At 37.5% G+C, this 17950-nt stretch carries 20 protein-coding genes and 6 pseudogenes; 4 read left to right on the forward strand and 22 right to left on the reverse strand.

Translation table 11 applies throughout. The annotated features are described in order from the left end of the window. Positions 1–273 precede the first annotated feature (273 nt). Positions 274–1209 carry a hypothetical protein gene (locus ACQKMR_RS10320; RefSeq protein WP_427697218.1) on the reverse strand — a complete coding sequence of 312 codons (936 nt, stop codon included), beginning with the start codon at positions 1207–1209 and terminating at the stop codon, positions 274–276. Between the two features lie 227 nt (positions 1210–1436). Continuing rightward, entirely contained in the window at positions 1437–1988 is a 552-nt protein-coding gene (locus ACQKMR_RS10325; protein ID WP_427697219.1) for a hypothetical protein, read from the reverse strand. Positions 1989–2418: 430 nt separating this feature from the next. On the opposite strand from ACQKMR_RS10325, the gene ACQKMR_RS10330 reads away from it, so the two are divergent. After that, positions 2419–2688: a hypothetical protein gene (locus ACQKMR_RS10330; protein WP_427697220.1), complete on the forward strand. Its 270-nt coding sequence runs from the start codon at positions 2419–2421 to the stop codon at positions 2686–2688. Between the two features lie 244 nt (positions 2689–2932). On the opposite strand, the gene ACQKMR_RS10335 is transcribed toward ACQKMR_RS10330, so the two are convergent. The 3 genes from ACQKMR_RS10335 to ACQKMR_RS10345 all read right to left on the reverse strand — a co-directional run bounded on the left by ACQKMR_RS10335 (position 2933) and on the right by ACQKMR_RS10345 (position 5646). Further along, complete coding sequence (locus ACQKMR_RS10335) at positions 2933–3394, reverse strand: DUF2690 domain-containing protein (RefSeq protein WP_379176829.1); 462 nt, start codon at positions 3392–3394, stop codon at positions 2933–2935. A gap of 163 nt (positions 3395–3557) precedes the next feature. Next, complete coding sequence (locus ACQKMR_RS10340; protein ID WP_427697221.1) at positions 3558–4703, reverse strand: ABC transporter permease; 1146 nt, start codon at positions 4701–4703, stop codon at positions 3558–3560. Between the two features lie 22 nt (positions 4704–4725). Continuing rightward, positions 4726–5646, reverse strand: coding sequence for an ATP-binding cassette domain-containing protein (locus ACQKMR_RS10345; protein WP_427697222.1), 921 nt, complete (start codon positions 5644–5646; stop codon positions 4726–4728). Positions 5647–6135: 489 nt separating this feature from the next. Between ACQKMR_RS10345 and ACQKMR_RS10350 the strand changes: the two genes are divergently transcribed. Beyond that, positions 6136–7266, forward strand: a complete 1131-nt coding sequence (locus ACQKMR_RS10350) for an FAD-dependent monooxygenase (protein WP_427697223.1) — start codon at positions 6136–6138, stop codon at positions 7264–7266. Here the strand turns inward: ACQKMR_RS10350 and ACQKMR_RS10355 are convergent. From ACQKMR_RS10355 to ACQKMR_RS10365, 3 genes and pseudogenes are all read right to left on the reverse strand, one after another. Next, on the reverse strand, positions 7223–7669 hold the full coding sequence (locus ACQKMR_RS10355) for a hypothetical protein (protein ID WP_427697224.1): 447 nt from the start codon (positions 7667–7669) through the stop codon (positions 7223–7225). The genes ACQKMR_RS10350 and ACQKMR_RS10355 overlap by 44 nt on opposite strands. Positions 7670–7729: 60 nt before the next feature. Then, entirely contained in the window at positions 7730–8113 is a 384-nt protein-coding gene (locus tag ACQKMR_RS10360) for an acyl-CoA thioesterase (protein WP_427697225.1), read from the reverse strand. A gap of 49 nt (positions 8114–8162) precedes the next feature. After that, positions 8163–8318 (reverse strand): annotated as a pseudogene (locus ACQKMR_RS10365) (monooxygenase); the annotation flags it as partial. Positions 8319–9241: 923 nt separating this feature from the next. Between ACQKMR_RS10365 and ACQKMR_RS10370 the strand changes: the two are divergent. Together ACQKMR_RS10370 and ACQKMR_RS10375 are read left to right on the forward strand one after the other, a co-directional pair. Next, positions 9242–9454: a hypothetical protein gene (locus tag ACQKMR_RS10370; RefSeq protein WP_427697328.1), complete on the forward strand. Its 213-nt coding sequence runs from the start codon at positions 9242–9244 to the stop codon at positions 9452–9454. After that, positions 9454–9789: a PucR family transcriptional regulator gene (locus ACQKMR_RS10375; RefSeq protein WP_427697226.1), complete on the forward strand. Its 336-nt coding sequence runs from the start codon at positions 9454–9456 to the stop codon at positions 9787–9789. Before ACQKMR_RS10370 ends, ACQKMR_RS10375 begins: the two co-directional genes overlap by 1 nt. Before the next feature lie 364 nt (positions 9790–10153). Here ACQKMR_RS10375 and ACQKMR_RS10380 read toward each other — a convergent pair. From ACQKMR_RS10380 to ACQKMR_RS10445, 14 genes and pseudogenes are all read right to left on the reverse strand, one after another. Beyond that, positions 10154–10402, reverse strand: a pseudogene (locus ACQKMR_RS10380) (transposase); the annotation flags it as partial. 310 nt (positions 10403–10712) lie between these two features. After that, positions 10713–10835: pseudogene (locus ACQKMR_RS10385) on the reverse strand (biotin carboxylase N-terminal domain-containing protein); the annotation flags it as partial. A 73-nt stretch (positions 10836–10908) separates the two neighbouring features. Continuing rightward, positions 10909–10989 (reverse strand): annotated as a pseudogene (locus ACQKMR_RS10390) (aspartyl-phosphate phosphatase Spo0E family protein); the annotation flags it as partial. A gap of 241 nt (positions 10990–11230) precedes the next feature. Further along, positions 11231–11572, reverse strand: coding sequence for a thioredoxin family protein (locus ACQKMR_RS10395; RefSeq protein WP_427697227.1), 342 nt, complete (start codon positions 11570–11572; stop codon positions 11231–11233). A gap of 2 nt (positions 11573–11574) precedes the next feature. Beyond that, positions 11575–12552, reverse strand: coding sequence for a thioredoxin-disulfide reductase (gene trxB, locus ACQKMR_RS10400; protein ID WP_427697228.1), 978 nt, complete (start codon positions 12550–12552; stop codon positions 11575–11577). Between the two features lie 203 nt (positions 12553–12755). Next, complete coding sequence (locus tag ACQKMR_RS10405) at positions 12756–13256, reverse strand: Na+/H+ antiporter NhaC family protein (RefSeq protein ID WP_427697329.1); 501 nt, start codon at positions 13254–13256, stop codon at positions 12756–12758. Positions 13257–13297: 41 nt separating this feature from the next. Continuing rightward, positions 13298–13879, reverse strand: coding sequence for a cysteine dioxygenase (locus tag ACQKMR_RS10410; RefSeq protein WP_427697229.1), 582 nt, complete (start codon positions 13877–13879; stop codon positions 13298–13300). A gap of 209 nt (positions 13880–14088) precedes the next feature. Beyond that, positions 14089–14262 (reverse strand): hypothetical protein, encoded by a 174-nt coding sequence (locus tag ACQKMR_RS10415; RefSeq protein WP_427697336.1) that lies wholly within the window; start codon positions 14260–14262, stop codon positions 14089–14091. Next, positions 14217–14532: pseudogene (locus tag ACQKMR_RS10420) on the reverse strand (aminotransferase class I/II-fold pyridoxal phosphate-dependent enzyme). Before ACQKMR_RS10420 ends, ACQKMR_RS10415 begins: the two are co-directional and overlap by 46 nt. A gap of 188 nt (positions 14533–14720) precedes the next feature. Further along, a complete protein-coding gene (locus ACQKMR_RS10425) occupies positions 14721–15464 on the reverse strand; it encodes an amino acid ABC transporter ATP-binding protein (RefSeq protein ID WP_427697230.1) in 744 nt (247 codons plus the stop codon). 20 nt (positions 15465–15484) lie between these two features. Beyond that, a complete protein-coding gene (locus ACQKMR_RS10430; protein ID WP_076370548.1) occupies positions 15485–16168 on the reverse strand; it encodes an amino acid ABC transporter permease in 684 nt (227 codons plus the stop codon). 12 nt (positions 16169–16180) lie between these two features. Continuing rightward, complete coding sequence (locus ACQKMR_RS10435) at positions 16181–17002, reverse strand: amino acid ABC transporter substrate-binding protein (RefSeq protein WP_427697231.1); 822 nt, start codon at positions 17000–17002, stop codon at positions 16181–16183. Positions 17003–17147: 145 nt separating this feature from the next. Further along, positions 17148–17275, reverse strand: a pseudogene (locus ACQKMR_RS10440) (IS4 family transposase); the annotation flags it as partial. A gap of 380 nt (positions 17276–17655) precedes the next feature. Continuing rightward, complete coding sequence (locus tag ACQKMR_RS10445; protein ID WP_427697232.1) at positions 17656–17904, reverse strand: helix-turn-helix domain-containing protein; 249 nt, start codon at positions 17902–17904, stop codon at positions 17656–17658. Between the last annotated feature and the right edge of the window lie 46 nt (positions 17905–17950).

Consider the following 17950-nt stretch of genomic DNA (forward strand, 5'->3'; position numbering starts at 1 on the left):
AGGATCCTTTTTCATTACCTATAGGCGTGATTATGTGAACTAACGTTTTTTCGTTAGTTGAAGAAGAAAAATCAAAAGCATTGTTTAACAGAGTCTATTTTAAAGAAGTAACAATCAAAAAAGTTCGTAAAAGACGTTAAGGAATCAACTTTTTTTTTCTTCTTCTTAATGAACTAAAGCACCCTATAGTTTAAGTATAATATTTCACAAAGAAAAAAGAACATTCATTTAATGTGCCTTAGAGTAAAGGTTCGAGTTTCTTTAATATCACGCTTAGTTTTTTAGACATTTGACAGGATCAATTCTGATGGATTCCCAGTTTCCTTCAGAATCCTTTTTATATTGAGAAATTAATACATCTGTATCATTTGTTAATTGATAAAAGATAAACCGATAATCGGCTCCATCCGTACCAATATAATCAATGGTTTTGACGTAACCATCTTGTTTAGTAGGTAGCTGTTTTTTTATTAATTTGCACCATTCTCCATACATAATAGCAACGACTGCTTCTGCATCATGCTGCCAGAGATGATAGGGTGCACATAGGAAGTCCTCTCCGTACAATTTCATCTGTTCAATATTATACAGGTTTTGAACTTTTTTTAATTGGACATAACCGTAATAATAAGCAAAATAGGTGACACCTTTTGATGAACCTTCGATGCTTTCTAGTTCAATGAAATAAGGAACAATACCTTTTTCATCAGGAAGTCTGTTCATCTTAATTAAATTTAGATGTCCAATTCCAGCAAACGATTGAAGATATTCATTATAGGAAACCCTTTTGTGATAGTCTTTAGTAAAAAAGTTATAAGCAATTGGATAGGGCAACTTTGCCATCCCGACAGTTCCGCAACCACCCAGCTGGTTTTGAGTGAGGTTTTCTGCCTCTCTTAAAATACTAAAGTAGTTTAAAACAGTTTCATCAGGAGTCCGAGTTAATGTTGCAGGGAGTTTAATTTCTTTGTAGTTTTTTTCATAATAGGGATCAAAAAATTGGCTGTTCTTGACAAGGGTATTTTTAATAGGGAGGCGGGAAGGACGAAAGTATTTTTCGGCATCTCTGGTACTTATTAACGAAGTTTGGTTTCGTTCAACTGGTTGTCCAAATGTTTGCGGTTCGTATTGAGCACCCATAACGAGAGTCAATTTTTTTCTGGGATAATGATTGAACGTCTGATTTATCCATTTTGTAAAGTGTTTCAATTAGACTCCCCCTTCAAGAATATAATGTTTTACCTTATTCACTTTTTTGCAAGATTATTAATATTTATGATATTTAAAAGTAGCCACTAAAATAGAATCGGACTCATTTCTTGCGCCTATTAGTTTAAGGTGAATTATTGTAGTTGTGAGAAGAATTATTGATTTTTATTCTTAGCTTAATAAGAAGAGCTGCCAAAATGACAGCTCCGAACTTTCGGGGACTTTGGCTATGCTTCGCTAAAAGTAACAGATTCTGCTTTATACATTTTTCCATCCCAATGATACTTAACTTTTAGGCTACCAATACTTGCCTCGGGAATAGATACAAATACAGTAGTATAACCATAAAGAACACCATTTTCAGGCTTATAATCCTCCATTGAGCCTACTCCTGGACGGTCAACAGGTGTGTAGTAACCAAATTTTAAATAGTCCACTAAGTATTTCTTTTTACCAATTTGAATAGCAATTTCATTGCCGTTTTGTTCCATCTTTACAAATCGTTTGACTGCATCATTGATTGATTCAACTGGCGCTTCTTCATATCTTCGATAAGGGTCATGTACTTGATTCAAAACATGAATTTCTTTTGTGGATACTCCAGAACCAGCACCAGAAATAAATGCGACAATAATTTCTTTTAGTCCATCGCTATTAATATCTTCATAAAATAATTTAGGGAAAAACTTGGAATTATACCAATTTGGAAAGTTATATAATAATTCACCACCTACACTGTTAGTCCTCCATGTAGTGTCATAGCTTCGCTTGTTATACAAGATCTACGTCCCAACCAGCCTCAAACATGTTTCTACAAGTAGGGGGCGGACAGTTTAGTTCACGGGATCATGTCCCACGCACCCGTACGTTCCACTAACGGGGTGCTTTAGTGAAAGAAAAATTTGCATAAAACACCCCTTTTTTATGCAGATACCATGTTTCTTCAGAAGCCGAAAATGTTGATTCATCAACAATATATAAAATCATGTATAAATAATTAAAATGGACAATTCAAAACCCCTTGGTGCTCAAGGGGTTTTGTGTTTCGGAAGTTCCGAAAAATTGACTTTGGTTTGTATACAGTATTCATCTAATTTTTTGGAGCCTTGTTGAACTAACGTTGCATCATTTACTTAAACAAGGAAAAATAAAATGTTATATTCTGTTAAATGATATAATGAAATTATTATCTTAAAAGGGAGTCAGAAAATGAATAAACATCTAATGTCTTTTTCTATTATTTTCTTAGGACTATGCTTACTTTTAGGTTCTTGGTTTATTTCACAGTCTTTAAAATCCGAACAGGTTAATCCAAAACAGGAAGAACAATTCAGGTTTGAATTAATCTCACCAAATGATAGTAATATCATAATATTTGATAAGCAAAGTGGAGAGTATTGGCGAAAGTTTATTGAACCTAATGATGGACCGGCAGATTGGGAGAAGCAAAAATCACCAATTTCCACATCATCAAAATAAATCTATTGTTGTTCCAATGGGTATCTTAATTCAATAAGCAGCTAAAGGATCTTCCAATTGAAGATCCTTTTTCAGTACCTATAAGCGTGATTTATGTTAACTATAGTCCCTTACAAATAAGATTTTAGTTGCCTGATGGCAACGGTTTAGCCTTAAAGGCTAGTATTTTAAAAAATTATCAAACTTTGTTTTAAATCCACACCAAAGGCCGAAAAATCGACTTATTGGACAGCCCCTTTTTTTATTAATACGATGCAGTCGTTGCTTTACCAAGTAATGTACGGGTGGAGTTATAATGACCTCCAAATGCATATGCGGAGTAACCATTTCCATCATAAACCATAGGAGTGAAACAGGAACGTTGACCTTTGTTAACTACACCATTTCCTCCCTTATCTTGACAACTATACATTTTTCCATCCTGGTTCCGACCAAGCGTAGCGTTCGCTTCCCAAGAGTGTGTGGCTACACTATCCAGAATGATTCTTGCCCATGCAGTTTTGCAACTCGGGCTGTATCTTAATTCGATTTTCCCTTTTCCATCAGACAATCTTTTGGATGCTTTCACTACTCCATCCAGCGAACAACCGGTTGATAACGGACTTGCACCATCAAAATTCAAATTTTGAGCAGATGCAGAAGAAGCGAAAATAGACAGGGCAACCCCTAGGGAAACAATCGTGATCCCAACTTTCTTGAAAATCATAATGTATCTCCTAAATGTATTTTGGATCCAAATAGAGTTTATTCGATAGGAAAATGAAAATGCCTTCTTCATAAGAATAGACTTTTTTAGTATCTTTTCTCATATTACTAATGTTCCATTAAAGATATTAGATAATTTAATCTGATAAATTACTGCACCAAATTCAGCTGATTGATGAATTGAAAAACTTATTAAAACGAACACTGGCAATCAAAAAGCCTGCTACACCAAAAGCTAATAGGATGATGACGGTAACCCACACGTCACCAAGATTCGCACCGCGAATCATCACATCCTGTAATCCTTGCTGGGCCCAAAACTGAGGAGTGAATTTTCCAATAACCTTGGCAAAGGCTGGCAAGAAATCATAGGGGAACCATAAACCACCGACAACGGCACCACCCATGGTTATAATTTGGACAAAAGCAACACCTTGGTTTTCACTGTGAACAAATACAGAAAGCAATAAACCTAAACCTGTTGCGCAAATGGCCAGACTAACGACAATAAAAATGATCGACAGAACATTACCTATTTTTAAATCATAAACAATCTTCCCAAACAACAATAAGACAGCAGATTGGGTAACAACGACCAATATATTGGGCACCCACATTCCAATTAAATAATGAAATGATTTCATTGGAGTGCTGCGCAAACGTGACAGCATCCCTGATTCCTTATCTTTAATAAAATTACGGACCATCGTTATCATAATAAAAAACACAAACATGACCGTGTATCCTGGAACAACCTGAGTAATCATATTTAACTTCACTGCATTCTCCTTTATTTCTTTTAATTGGACCGGTGGAGTTAAAGTCGTCTTCGCTTGTGCTTCATTTTGCCCTAAAGTCTGGAGGGCTTGGGTTAATTTCGTTTCACGAAAGGTTGTTGCTATGTTCTCGAGCACTGCCTTTATTGGGGCAACCGCTGTGTCGGCTGTCGCATCACGATACAGCTGGATATTTGCTTGTTCACCAGCTTTGATCTTTTCTTCATATCCTTTCGGGATGACTAACAAAGAAGTTGATTTTCCATTTTTAATTTTTTCAATTTGTTCCTTCATTGTAATGGTCTTATCCTGCTTTACTTCAAAGCCGGGTATATGTTTGATTTGTTTGACAAACATTGCTGACATGTCAGAGTGGTCTTGGTCATAAAAAGATATGGTGATGGTGTCCGATGCATTTCCAAAAATAGAAGCAAAAATGATAATAAAAAAGATTGGTAATAAAAACAGCCAAAAAAACGTCCCCTTTTCCTTCAATAGGACTTGAATTTCTTTACGAATTATACTTTTTATCATTTAGTCCTCTCCTTTTATTCATTTAATCCCGGAGCGTCGTCCCTGTTAACGTTAAAAAGACACTCTCTAGTGATGGCCTCATCATTTCTAACGCTTTAACAGTTATTCCTGTTTCATGAAAGGTATGAGAGATTGTCTCCATTGAATTCAGAACATGATCCGTTTCAAGCAGCCAGCCTTTTTTATACTCACTCACATTTTTAATTCCAGGAATTACAGGTGCTTCAAGCTGGTTATCTAGTTCTAGATAAATAGCTTTTGTTGCATATTGCAGAAGAAGTTCATTAAGGTCTCCTTGCACAATGACTCTCCCATTATCAATGATGGTAATATCATCACAAAGAGCCTCGACTTCTTCCATATAGTGAGTGGAATATATGATTGTAACGCCTTCAGAACGTAATAAGCGAATAATCTCAAATATATGATTACGTGATTGTGGATCAATTCCTACTGTTGGCTCATCAAGAATGACCAATTTAGGATTGTGAAGAAGAGCAGCAGCAATATTAATTCTTCTTTTCATTCCACCTGAATACGTATGTATGGGATCATATGCTCGTTCACTTAAACCCACTTGCTCCAATACTTCAATTATCCTTTCTTTCAGCTTTTTCCCTTTCAGTCCATACATTTCACCAAAGAAGACGAGATTGTTAAAAGCTGAAATCTTGTCATACAAGGTTATCTCCTGAGGTACATAGCCGACCAGCTTTCGGATATCATCACCAGATTTACGAATGTCTTTGCCAAATACATCTACATTTCCACTGTCAGCCTCAATAATCCCATTAATAATTTTCATGGTGGTTGATTTCCCAGCTCCATTTGGCCCAAGTAAGCCAAAACAACTGCCTTCTTTTACGCTAAAGGAAACATCCTCAAGAGCACTTTTCGATCCATATCTTTTTATTAGTTTATTAACCTCCAGGGTTCTGTTCATTATTTCTCCCCTCCCAAAATATCTATATTTACAATTTTTATAATATATCATTCTGAATAAAAAGAAATACCCATAAAAGGAATCTTTTTCATAATACACTCAAATGTAGCTTTGAAAAAAAGTTTGATAAAAATACTCGGATAATACTATTAAATAAAAAAATTCCTAAGAATCAGTGGACTATTTTTATCAATCTTTATTAGAAATTATCAGTCATTTTTACAAATTTATTTACACAGGCTATTGATCTTTGACAAGCGGGCGAATTCCTTGAAAAGGATTGTGCTCTATTAGTTTTTTTTGCTATTTGTGAAGAACGATAAATTTAGAAAACGAACAGAACGAAAAACGACTTAGTCTATAAAAATCATTAATCACAATGGTATAATATAGGTAAAGGTGAATCGAATTAAAACGATTAAAGGACCCAATAGTATGTCTACAATTTAGTCCAATCATTCTTTGAAAACGATACATGGGAGGATTTACATGTCTGATGTGAAAAAGGTTCTAATTGTAGGAGGAGGCATAGGCGGATTAGCAGCGGCAATCGCATTGCAAAAAAAGGGTATTAAGGCGGAAATTGTTGAACTTCAAAAGGAATGGAATGTTTATGGGGTCGGCATTATTTTGCAATCCAATGCGCTTCGTGCAATCGATGAACTTGGGCTGACTGAAGAATTTTTAGCCAGTGGAACGACCGGCTCATTCTTACATATTCGTGACTCCCAGGGAAATATGATTTTTGAAGCGCCAACCCCTTCTTCTGGAAAGTTTAATAAAACAGGAGGAATCCCTAGAAGAGTGCTGCACCAAATTTTATATAACGCGGCCATCCAACATGGTACAAAGATTCGTATGGGTACCACCGTGGAAGTTATTAAAAACATAGACAATGGTGTTTATGTGGAGCTTACCGATGGTACTTCAGGTGCATATGATCTACTAATAGGGGCCGATGGAGTGAAGTCAAAAGTTCGTAAATTGGTGTTTGGAGACATTGAGCCGGTATTTGTAGGCCAGGCTGTTTGGCGCTATTCGTTGAATCGGCCAAAGGAAGTAGAAAACATTAGTATGTTTTATGGGCAAAAAGCAAAAGCTGGTATCATCCCGATGACAAAGGATAGTGTATATATTTTTATTGTTACAGCAGAACCAGGAAATCCGCGGAAACCAGAGGACCAGCTTCATATACTGATGCGTGAAGCCTTCAAAGAATTTGGTGGATTAATAGCTGAATTAAGTGAACAAATTTCTGACCCAAAAGAAGTGATATATCGCCCCCTTGAGACACTTCTCGTTGAAAACCCATGGTATCGTGGCCGTATTCTACTAATCGGTGATTCAGCCCACGCAACGGTGCCTCATTTAGCGCAGGGAGCAGCGATAGCAATAGAGGATGGACTTGTATTAGGTCAATTGCTTCAACAAGATTTACCAGTCGAAGACATACTTAAAAAATTCATGAACCGACGATTTGACCGCTGCAAGTTTGTTGTCGAAAATTCTAATACTTTAGTTAAGTGGGAACTCTTGCAGTTAGAAGGAAAGCTACCTAAAGAGAATGAACCCAATGCTATTGTTGCACAGAGCTTAATGAAAATGACAGAGCCGATTTAACTTGTGGATGTTGAAAAGAGCAACTGCGCCACCATTGACATTTACAAACTGAATCTGTCACAGCATCGGCCGCTTTCGCTACATCCGTACCGTTCCCCTTTTCTTGAGCTTCTTTAACAATGGTTTGATAACTTTTACCTATAAATTCATATAGGCCTGTATTGCTAATTTGAGCATCTGCATAGGAAGCTACAAATTCATCTTTAGCTATCCATTCAATCTTTTCGTTTCCTATTTCATTTTGTGTAATGAATGCCTTTAATGCTTGCTCAGCTTCAAGACGTCCCTTTTCTTCACCCACATTTTCAAACCAGTTGAATTTAGAAACCTTTTGAATAAGTGCTATAGTACGAGTTTCCCGTTCAGACCCAGACTGCTGCTCTTTTTCTTTTAACTCTGCCATCACCTAGTCTCCCTTTCCATTACTAAATGTATTTGGATATATGATATTTTAAGGAAACAATCATGCGCCTATTTCCATTTTCGATTTCAGTTCCTCTGGAATGGACTGCGCCTTTGGTTTATGATCTGTTACAGATGCATAGGCGCGTAGCTCATATCCTTCTGCGATGACGTCATTACCTTTCATAAAAGTATGGGTCAGCTTAAAAAGCTTATCACGAATTTCTATCGCTTCCGTTTGAATCTGGACATCATCTTCATGAAATAAGGGGATTCGAAAGCTGCAATATTCTTCAAGTAAAGGAACCCCTATTTGAGTCTCTGTAAATAATTTAGATGTAGGATGGCCAAGTGTTTTGAAAAAATGATGCGTAGCTTCATCCATCCAGCTATAGAAATTCGGGTAATATACGATTCCTGCTGCATCCGTATCTCCCCATTTCACTTAAAAATCATAAGTAACTGCACCCATCTAATCACCTCTTTGTTTTTAATTAGTATTTTGTTGTCAATTCCGGCGGACCAGATCTCGGACCAGATGGACCTTCATCAAGCCAGCGTCCAATCGACGGGACAATGGTTGAAAGTGAAGCAGCCACCTCTTTTTTTCTGTTCATATAAGAGGATGATCCTTGAATATGATGAAGGGCCATATTTTTTCTTCTGAAGAAAATCTCGCCAAAAAAACTGCACCTCCAATTGTTAGTTGTATCTAACAATTGGGGTGCAGTTCAACGTTAAGGAATCGACTTTTTTTACTTACAATCACTCCACACACATTGTTTCAATTTCTTGAATATACTTGCTTTAAAGAAGGAGTGAGACAATTGTATGGACTTAAATGATAATTATATTATTATTCTTCTCAGAGAAATCTCAAATTTATTATTTAGTGGCAATCTAACGGAAACTTTGATTTTTGCAGCCCGGATCAGGACTGTAACTAACGATAGAATGGCAAGATATTTTTTCATTTTATTAATAATTATCTTACGAATCATAAATTCGAGTGAGAATCTTGTAGCAACAAATGAGTCAAGTAACGATACCGTAGCTACCTCTTCTTAGAAAGCTTTATAATCTCAATAGAGTAAAGGCTTATTGGTACATAATCAAATTAGCATTAAATTAAGACTTCATAATGTCTCATAAGACTTGTATCAAACTGCTTATCGTTGTAAATCAGCATTTTCCTGACTCTACTCCTTCTAGCACTAGTCGAGTAGAAGGGAACCTTTCTACCTTGCGGTAGATTATGTTCCTCCCCCCTCACAGAACCGTGCTTGCGCTATTCACGCACACGGCTCCTCCTAGTTACCATTCACAAAATGTAGCTAATCTCTTAGATTCAGATTTTGCTAATTCTGCTATCCTTAGTAGTTTTGTTTCCATTTATCCCTACCTCTGAGTGTAGTAAATGTTTCCCTAGTAAGGGCGATAACTGATAGCTAGCCTTTCCTCCATCGGCATTACCCAACTTCATTGGTACTACGCTGCTATCCGACTCCCTACACAGCATTTGGTTTCCTTGCTTTTTATCGCTTGTACACCATACTCTTCTAACAAGAATAAAGTGACCATACTTATTTCCATGAAAGATCCATCAGGGTTACTTGAGTTCATTACAAAATTAAAATCTATTTTAACGGAATGGGATAGCTGGGACGGCCCACCCTTAAGACTGGGAGTTGGAAGTCTCTTTCATGGAATCGGGCATATTTCCAGAAGTTACGAGGAGGCCATTCAATCCCTTAAGTATTTGGCTAACCGGACCAAAAAGGCATAATGCGCTATGAAGACATTGGCATTAATCGCCTATTCTTGAACCAACAGCCACATGAGATCCAAAAGTTTTTAGATGAAACCCTTTCTCCCTTATGGTCTGAAAAAAGCAGGACCAATGATAATGAATTAGAAAAAACTCTATATACGTACATAGCTTTAAACAAGTCAGCTATTGAAACAGCAAAACAGCTTCATATTCATATCAATACGCTATACCACCGCATTAAGAAAATTGAAGAAATATTAAGCCTAGATTTCAGTGATCCTCATGATTTCCTAAAAATGCAGTTAGCCTGTCATTTACGTTCGACGTTCTCTCCTTTTTCTTCGGTTTGAACTATCATTTTTGATTAATTCAAAGATATTTGTGGCATTCACATCACCTTTACTTAGGGGTTTAGCCGAGATACATGTAAAATGGATCATAGGCCAGATTTTAGTTCCAGTTATGATCTATTTTATGTTATGTAGTATAATCTTTTTTCAACACTGGAATGTTTAGTTAAGTAACCGTGTATTTGTTGTCTGTAGCAATACGAAAGACATAGTATGGCACTCTAGAAGTGTAGATCCTTTTTTTCTTTCACCCCCGATGAGGAGATGAAAGTTCAGTGCCGTCATCCTTCTTCATGTTAGAAGTCTTCATTCCACGTGATGCAGGAGGCAATGGCCTTTGATTATTGCCTTCTCTGGCCATAGCCTTTTTTAAAATTTCAACTTCTTGCTTTAACCGAGGGTTTTCCTTCTGTATGGCGGCTAATTCCTTTGGGGTCATGGACTCTTCTCCTAAACCGATAGGAGTAAATTCTTTAACCCATTTATAAATGGTAACTTCTGATACGCCATATTCGCTGCTTAATTCTTTGACCGAATTACCCGAGTGATAAAGATCTACAATAGTCTTCTTGAATTCATTATTATATTTTTCACCTGTATTCTTACGTTCCAAGACGGACACATCCTCTCAAAAATCATTGTAAGGACTTAGCTAAAATGTGTCCATGAAACTATACTAACTCCATAACCCCGTTCTAAATTTAGGACGGGGTTAAAAATTTAGTTGTTTAATTTTTGATGTAAGATACTTCACTACACTAAAAAATATAACAATAAAGTCGTTTAAAAATCTAAGTTTTATTCTACAATCGCGCCCTATAATAGAATAACTAAAATATGGTCTCAATCCAAACAAAAATCAATTATTTCCTTCTCCAACGAGGTATTCTTCATCCGCTTTAAACCTGTGTAAGGGATACGCTATCTTGTTCAGAGTATATGGCAACTGTCCTGATGCCCAACTCCGTGCATGCCTGGAAGATACGGACAGCTATTTCTCCACGGTTTGCGACTAGTACTTTTTGGAATCGTTTTGTTGTTTTCATCCTCTGTTCCTCCTGACAAACCATTAAGACGTTTAAACTGTTTTAATCCTGTATATCTAATTTTCATAACTTTATTAAGTAATAGATCTAATTCCTGGCTATATTCAATCGTTTTTGAATCACACAGGCCATACTTTAATGCTGATGTCTCCATTTTGGGTTTTAGATCATTTTATTCCTTCACATATTTCATAAGTTCCATTTCTTATCCCCCTTGAAGCAAAAAAGGTCATACAATACTCATCTACTAAATGCACAAAATCGGCGTGTTATTCGAACTCTAAAAGCTGTATAGTTTCTATGAAAAAATAGTTGATAAGATTGTTGAGACTAAAAAGATGGCCAATAAATATTGAGTGACTGCTCAATATTTATTGGCTCCAGGCAAGGGTTTTCTATCCTAGTTTTCCACTTGCCTCTACAATTTGATTAAGAAACTGTTCAACCTCTTCCTGACTTTTTCCAAGTTTACTTACAAAGCGGTTCAGTTCCTTCCCTTCTTTAAAAGCAATAAAGCTTGGGATTCCGTACACATCCAGCTTCTCTAATTCCTCTGGAAAATGTTCACGATTTACTGCAATCATATCTACTTTTTCTTTATACACTTCTTCCAAGATGGGCATAAAGAAATCGGTATGCTGACAGTCTGGGCAATATTCAGCATAGAATTTGGCCATAACTGGTTTTGTTGATAAAATCGCCTCTTCAAACTCTTGTTTTGTTTTAATCTCTTTCATTATTAAAATCCTCCCCGTATTTGGTTCTTATTGATAGATTGATTGTTTCCACTACATAATTCACTTGCATCAAGATATTTTTCGCAATCCAGAGCAGCCATACAACCACTTCCCGCAGCCGTAATGGCTTGGCGGTATTTATGATCTTGAACATCCCCGCAGGCAAATACACCTGGGATATTCGTTTCGGTTACACCAGGATTCACCATGATATATCCCATATCGTCCGTTTTGATTTGATTGTCTAAAAATGCTGTGTTCGGTTTGTGCCCAATGGCAATGAATATACCATCAGTTTCCAGAACTTCCTCTTTTCCTGTTTCGCTGTTTTTTACTTTCAAGCCAGTAACGTGTCGATCCCCTGCGATTACTTCTTCAGGAATGGAATTTAAGCTCCACGTAATTTTTGGATTCTTTTTGGCACGGTCTTGCATAATTTGGGAAGCGCGAAGCTCCTTTCTGCGGTGGACAACCCGAACCTCCGAAGCAAACTTCGTTAAAAAATTTGCCTCTTCCATAGCAGAATCTCCGCCCCCGACAACGATAATTTTCTTTCCTCTAAAGAAAAACCCATCGCATGTTGCACAGGTGCTTACCCCACGCCCAATATTTTCTCTTTCCCCTGGAATCTCCAAAAGTTTCGCTGAAGCTCCCGTTGAAATGATTAAGGATTGCGTTTTAATCTCCCCTATTCCTTCCACCGTTAAGGTAAAAGGGTTATTGGAAAAGTCGACTTTTTTAACCCAGCCTCTTTTAAACTTTGCTCCAAAAGACTCAGCTTGCTTTCGCATGTTCTGCATCAGCTCTCGTCCCATAATCCCTTCAGGAAAACCAGGAAAATTCTCGACATCTGTTGTCAATGTCAATTGCCCCCCTGGTTCAGGCCCTTCAATGACCAAAGGACTTATGTTAGCACGTGCTAAATAGATTGCTGCGGTTAACCCAGCAGGTCCAGTCCCTAGAATAACGGCTTTATACATCGCTTACCTCCTTATCTCTTAGTCATGTATATTAATTTGCAATATTCGTGCCAATCTTTAATTCCTTGCAAAATCACTATTTTTTCAGCCTCTTATAAGTTAATCATTCCTATTTCCTATCACGTTTGAGAAAAATTTTTTCAAAACCAAGAAAACATGTACCAACTCAAATTTCAAACGATGGATTAAAAGCCAAGAAAGTTTTAAAGGAAAGATACAAGATAGTTGTTGTAACTACTTGAACAATATTTGCAAATCCAGTGGCACCATAAACTAAATCGAAAAATGGACAAGAAGGCTAGAAAGACATATAGGAAATAGGCATATGGCGATACCGCCAACATCTGCGAACAATAGATTGCGTTGGAATTCCACGAAATAACCGGTTCGCCCAACGTCCCAACATCCTCGATATTACGCGAAAGATTTTTTGGCGCCAAATTATTATTTTTAAAGACATTTTTCATAAGTGAACCCGCTACAATTAAAGTTAATAACATCGATGAGCTAATCATATTTGTGATTAATGCGATTACCATTGTAGCTAGTGTTATTCTAAATGTAGAGCCGTGGGTTCGTTTGACTAATGGCTCCACTAAAGAACTAAGAATCCTAGATTGTTCCAGCATTCCCGTTACACACATGGCTAAAAGGACAACAAGGAATGAGCTCATTAAACTGTAGAGCCCGCCTCTGCTTAGGATGTAAGGACAGACCGGACCACACCTTCACTATTTAATCGATTCTAAGCAGGGGAGTATTCAACCCGCTTTTCTTTAGCAAGATATAGCCCCTCTTCGTCTAAAGGGGTGAATACCCGAAATTTTTTCAATTGCTTTCCATAAACATGGATCGTGATAGCTGGTTTTTTACCTACCCCCTCCAAGATATGACAGTCTGCTGGAGGCAGTAGCTTTCCTGTATTCTGCTCGTTTACAATGATGGTATCAGTATGCTGTAACTTAACAATATTGCCCCCAGATAATTCCTCTAATCGTATATAATTAGTCACTTTAACCTTACCCGCGACAACTCCTTCTGCTCCCCATGTATCATCGTGATCATGAAGAGTGGTCTTCTGGCCGGGCTTCCAGACTAGCGCGATCACTTCGAAACGATCCTCTGGGTCACAATACAACAGATGCCGCGAGTACCCTTCCTCACTTGGACTTCTTTTCTCAGAAGGAAGCCATGATTGGGATTGAATTAATTTACCAACTAACCTTTCTGCTTCCACAACACATTCGTTATCATTCTGACTCCGTTCCACCATAACCGTCATATCTTGAACAAAATTTTTGAAATCATATTCATTCGTGTGATCCATTTTAATTCCTCCCCAATTCTTATGTTTTACTTTCCTGTATGGGAAAGTTGCTTGACTGCTTGTTCTAACTGAAGTAGAGCTTTTTCCATAGTAGAGCGGGGACATGCGATATTCATTCTCATAAAGCCTTCTCCCTCTAGACCAAAAATGTGACCTTCATTCAAGGCCAATCTTGCTTTTTTGCGCATAAACTGATCTATTCTTCCATACTAAATCCAAGTTCCCGGAAATTCAGCCATTCTTCCCCGAATCGGATAGCCACTTTCCAAAGCTGCTATACCAAACGGGGTTGCCCAGCCAATCGCCATACTGTTGATTTCACGATTATAGCGTTCTCTCAAATCACGATTTGGAATAATAACAACAGATGTTTGTACTCCCAAATATTGAAAGTCTTACTTGGAGAAAAACAAGTGATGGTTTGTTTAGCCATAGCCTCTGAAATAGAGGCGATTGGTATGTGTTTATATTCGTTGTAGACGAGATCAAAGTGAATTTCGTCCGAAACAATCAAAATATTATTTTTAAGACAGATTTCCCCAAGACGTGTGAGCTCTTCTCGTCCAGACCCTTCCCACCGGATTATACGGGCTGCAAAGGATTAACATTTTAACGGAAGAATCAATCTGAGCCTCTAAATCTGCAAAATCCATCGTGTATCGTTCCGTACTGTTTTTCGATTCCCAAGTTTGAAAATATTTTCTTAATTATTCAAAAAAAGATTGCAATTGAAATTTGCAATCCTAGGGTAAAGTTAGATAATTCTGTCGTTCTAACCTGCGGGAAAGTGCCGAGTAACGAGTTTTCCATTCTTCCGCAGCTTGGGGGTACCGGCCCTTACCTATGAACAAAGTCTATTTAAAAATTGTAATGTCCGTTCATGCCCTGTATGTTCAAAAATTTGTTGAGGTGTTCCTTCTTCAACGATTACACCTTTATCAATAAATACGACTTTATCCGCTGCTTCACGCGCAAAATTCATTTCATGTGTCACTACGACCATGGTCATTCCTTCTTTAGCAAGTTCTTTCATGACCTTTAGAACCTCACCAACTAACTCAGGATCTAACGCGGAAGTAGGTTCATCAAAAAGCAGAACTTCAGGTTCCATAGCCATCGCCCGTGCAATTCCTACACGTTGTTGTTGTCCACCGGATAGCTGGGATGGATAGTGGTTCGCCCGTTCCGATAATCCTACCTTTTTCAGCAATTGAAGAGCCTTCGTACGAGAGGCTTCCTTGTCTTGTTTACGAACGTAAACAAGACCTTCCATAACATTTTCAAGTGCAGTCATATGAGGGAACAAATTGTAACCTTGGAAAACCATACCCGTTTGTTGACGGAACTTAATCACCTTATCTTTTTGAACTGGTTTTTTATCCTGAAAATCCAAAGAAAACTTTCCAAGCTTAATGGTCCCTTTTGTAGGCGTTTCCAATAAATTCAGGCAACGTAACAAGGTTGTTTTCCCTGAGCCCGATGGCCCAATAATACAAACTGTATTGCCTTCCTCAATTTTTAGATCGATTCCCTTTAAAACCTCTGTTTGTCCAAATTGTTTATGCAGATTCTTTATTTCAATCATGTATATTTCCCCCTATCAAATTAGCCCGTCACATAACGATCGAGTCGTTTTTCCATCTGTCCTTGTGCATTCGAAAGAACGGTACTGAAAATCAAATAAATAAATCCTGCTAGACAATAGAGTACCAATGGTTCATAGGTTGTTGCGGTAATTTGCTGAGCAACTCTAAACATTTCAGTCACCGTAATGGTAGCAGCCAACGATGTATCCTTTACCAAGCTAATAAAACTGTTTGCCAAAGGCGGGACAGAGACCCTTGTTGCCTGAGGGAGAATAATTCTTTTTAATGCCTGCGGATAGCTCATCCCAATAGAATAAGCCGCCTCCCATTGACCTTTGGAAATGGAGAGTATAGCCGCACGAATAATCTCTGAGTTGTAGGCGCCAACACTAAGCGTAAAACCGATAATCGCAGCAGGAAGGGGGCTAATCGTAATGCCTATACTCGGAAGGCCATAGAAAATGATAAACAACTGAACAAGCAGCGGTGTTCCCCTAATCACCCATACATAAAATCTTGCAACAGCGTCTAGGAGTTTAATTCCCGAGATTCGAGCTAATGCCGTAAGTAAAGCAAGTAGGAGTCCCAGTAAAAAGGATACTAATGTCAAGGGAACCGTAAACGCAACCCCAGCTTTTAACATCGGGAAAAAGGAATTTACAATGATGTCAACAATTTGGTCCATTCTTTCATCAGCAAACATGTAGAACCCTCCCTATTTTGAAACATCTTTTCCAAAATATTTTTGTGAAATACTTAAATATTTACCATCCTTCATCATGTCGGAAAGCGCTTTATTTACGGCCTCTTCCAATTCTTTATTCCCTTTTCTCATCATGACCCCCATTTTTGCCGGATCATCAAGTTCTGCGACAGTTTTAACCGGTGCATCAGGTTTTTGCTTTTTGAAATCTAGGTAGGATAGTCCGTCATTTACAACCGCATCCGCACGTTTTGAAAGTAATAGATCAATGGATTGATTAAAACCTTCTACTCCAACGATCTCAGCACCATAAGATGCTGCTATATCTTTATAGTTACTAGTTAATGTCTGAGCTGATTTTATTCCTTTCAAATCTTCAAATGATTTAATCGTATTATTGTCCTTGTGAACAATTAAGAAAGGCTTTGACATAATATACGGCACTGAAAAATCGTATTTTTTCTGGCGGTCAGGAGTAATTCCTACATTATTAGCAATAATATCGAACCGCCTTGAATCGAGTCCTGCGAACATACCGTCCCATTGGGTTTCAATGAATTCTGGTTTCACACCAAGTCTTTTTGCAACTTCCTCCGCGATTTCAACATCAAAACCGGTTAACTTCCCTGAAGAATCATGGTAGCTAAAAGGTGCAAATGTTCCTTCTGTTCCAATTTTAATGGTCCCACTCGATTTAATTTGCTCTAGTATATCCTTGCTCTCATCTGCCTGTTTGCCTGGTTGACTTGCTGCCTGATTTTCGGCCTTTCCGCATGCAGATAATACAAGTGCTACGAGTATCGAAAAAGCGATAATGATGAAACTCTTTTTCATAAATAATTCCCCCCTCACTAGCGTTGCATAAATAGTGTCATAATTTTCAGTTTAATTTATTCTTTCTGTTTAGAGCCAAAAGAGGTTCTGTCCATTTAGAAATTTATTTACAATTAAACCTGTGCGACAACAACAAAATTGCTCATTAAGGGACGGCTTTTCCTTCAATCTTTCGAAGCCAGATATACGCTGGTTTCATAATACAGCCCTCAAATAACGGCTAATTTGTAAAGTTTTCCGCTTGCTTTTTGTTTCAATTTGTGCATGAACATGTTATTTAAATTAATACAACACTAGTGTTCCCCCTATATTTTTAAAAAAATGGATGATTTGCAGATTTCTAGTTTCATTATTCTGTATTATTCTAATATTCTGTAAATTTTGTCTATATTTTTCAAATGGACTCCACCTCCTCCTTTTCGTTATCATATTATGCAAGAGTTGTGCCAAAATAAAATCCTTGTTAATTCAACATTCCTACTATCTAACTAGTTGAGAAATTCCCATTTCCGCGACGAATATAATGATAACCTACCGCTCCGTACTGTTTTTCGGTTCCTAAATTCGGAAAAAATATTTCCAAATATGCGAAATATCCCCCACGGAGACGAAAAAAGATTGCAAATAAAATTTGCAATCTTAGGTAAAGTGGATCAAACTTTTAGATTGTATCGTTCTAGCTTACGATAAAGTGTTGATAAACTAATTTTTAATTCTTCCGCTACTTTTTCTTTATCTTTTCGATCTTGACCACCTAAGCAGAAACTTTGGATAATGGATTTTTCATATTCGGCCACCATCTCATCTAAACTTAACCCTCTGGTATGAATAGGTGCTTGAAATAGGTACAAATAATCCGGAAGATCATGAAAGCCAAGTACATCCGATTCTGCCGTATTCACCATATACTCCACAACATTTTCTTACTGTCTAATATTCCCGGGCCAA

It is taken from the genome of Peribacillus sp. NPDC096540 (assembly GCF_050278525.1).
In the GTDB taxonomy this organism is placed as follows: Bacteria; Bacillota; Bacilli; order Bacillales; family DSM-1321; genus Peribacillus.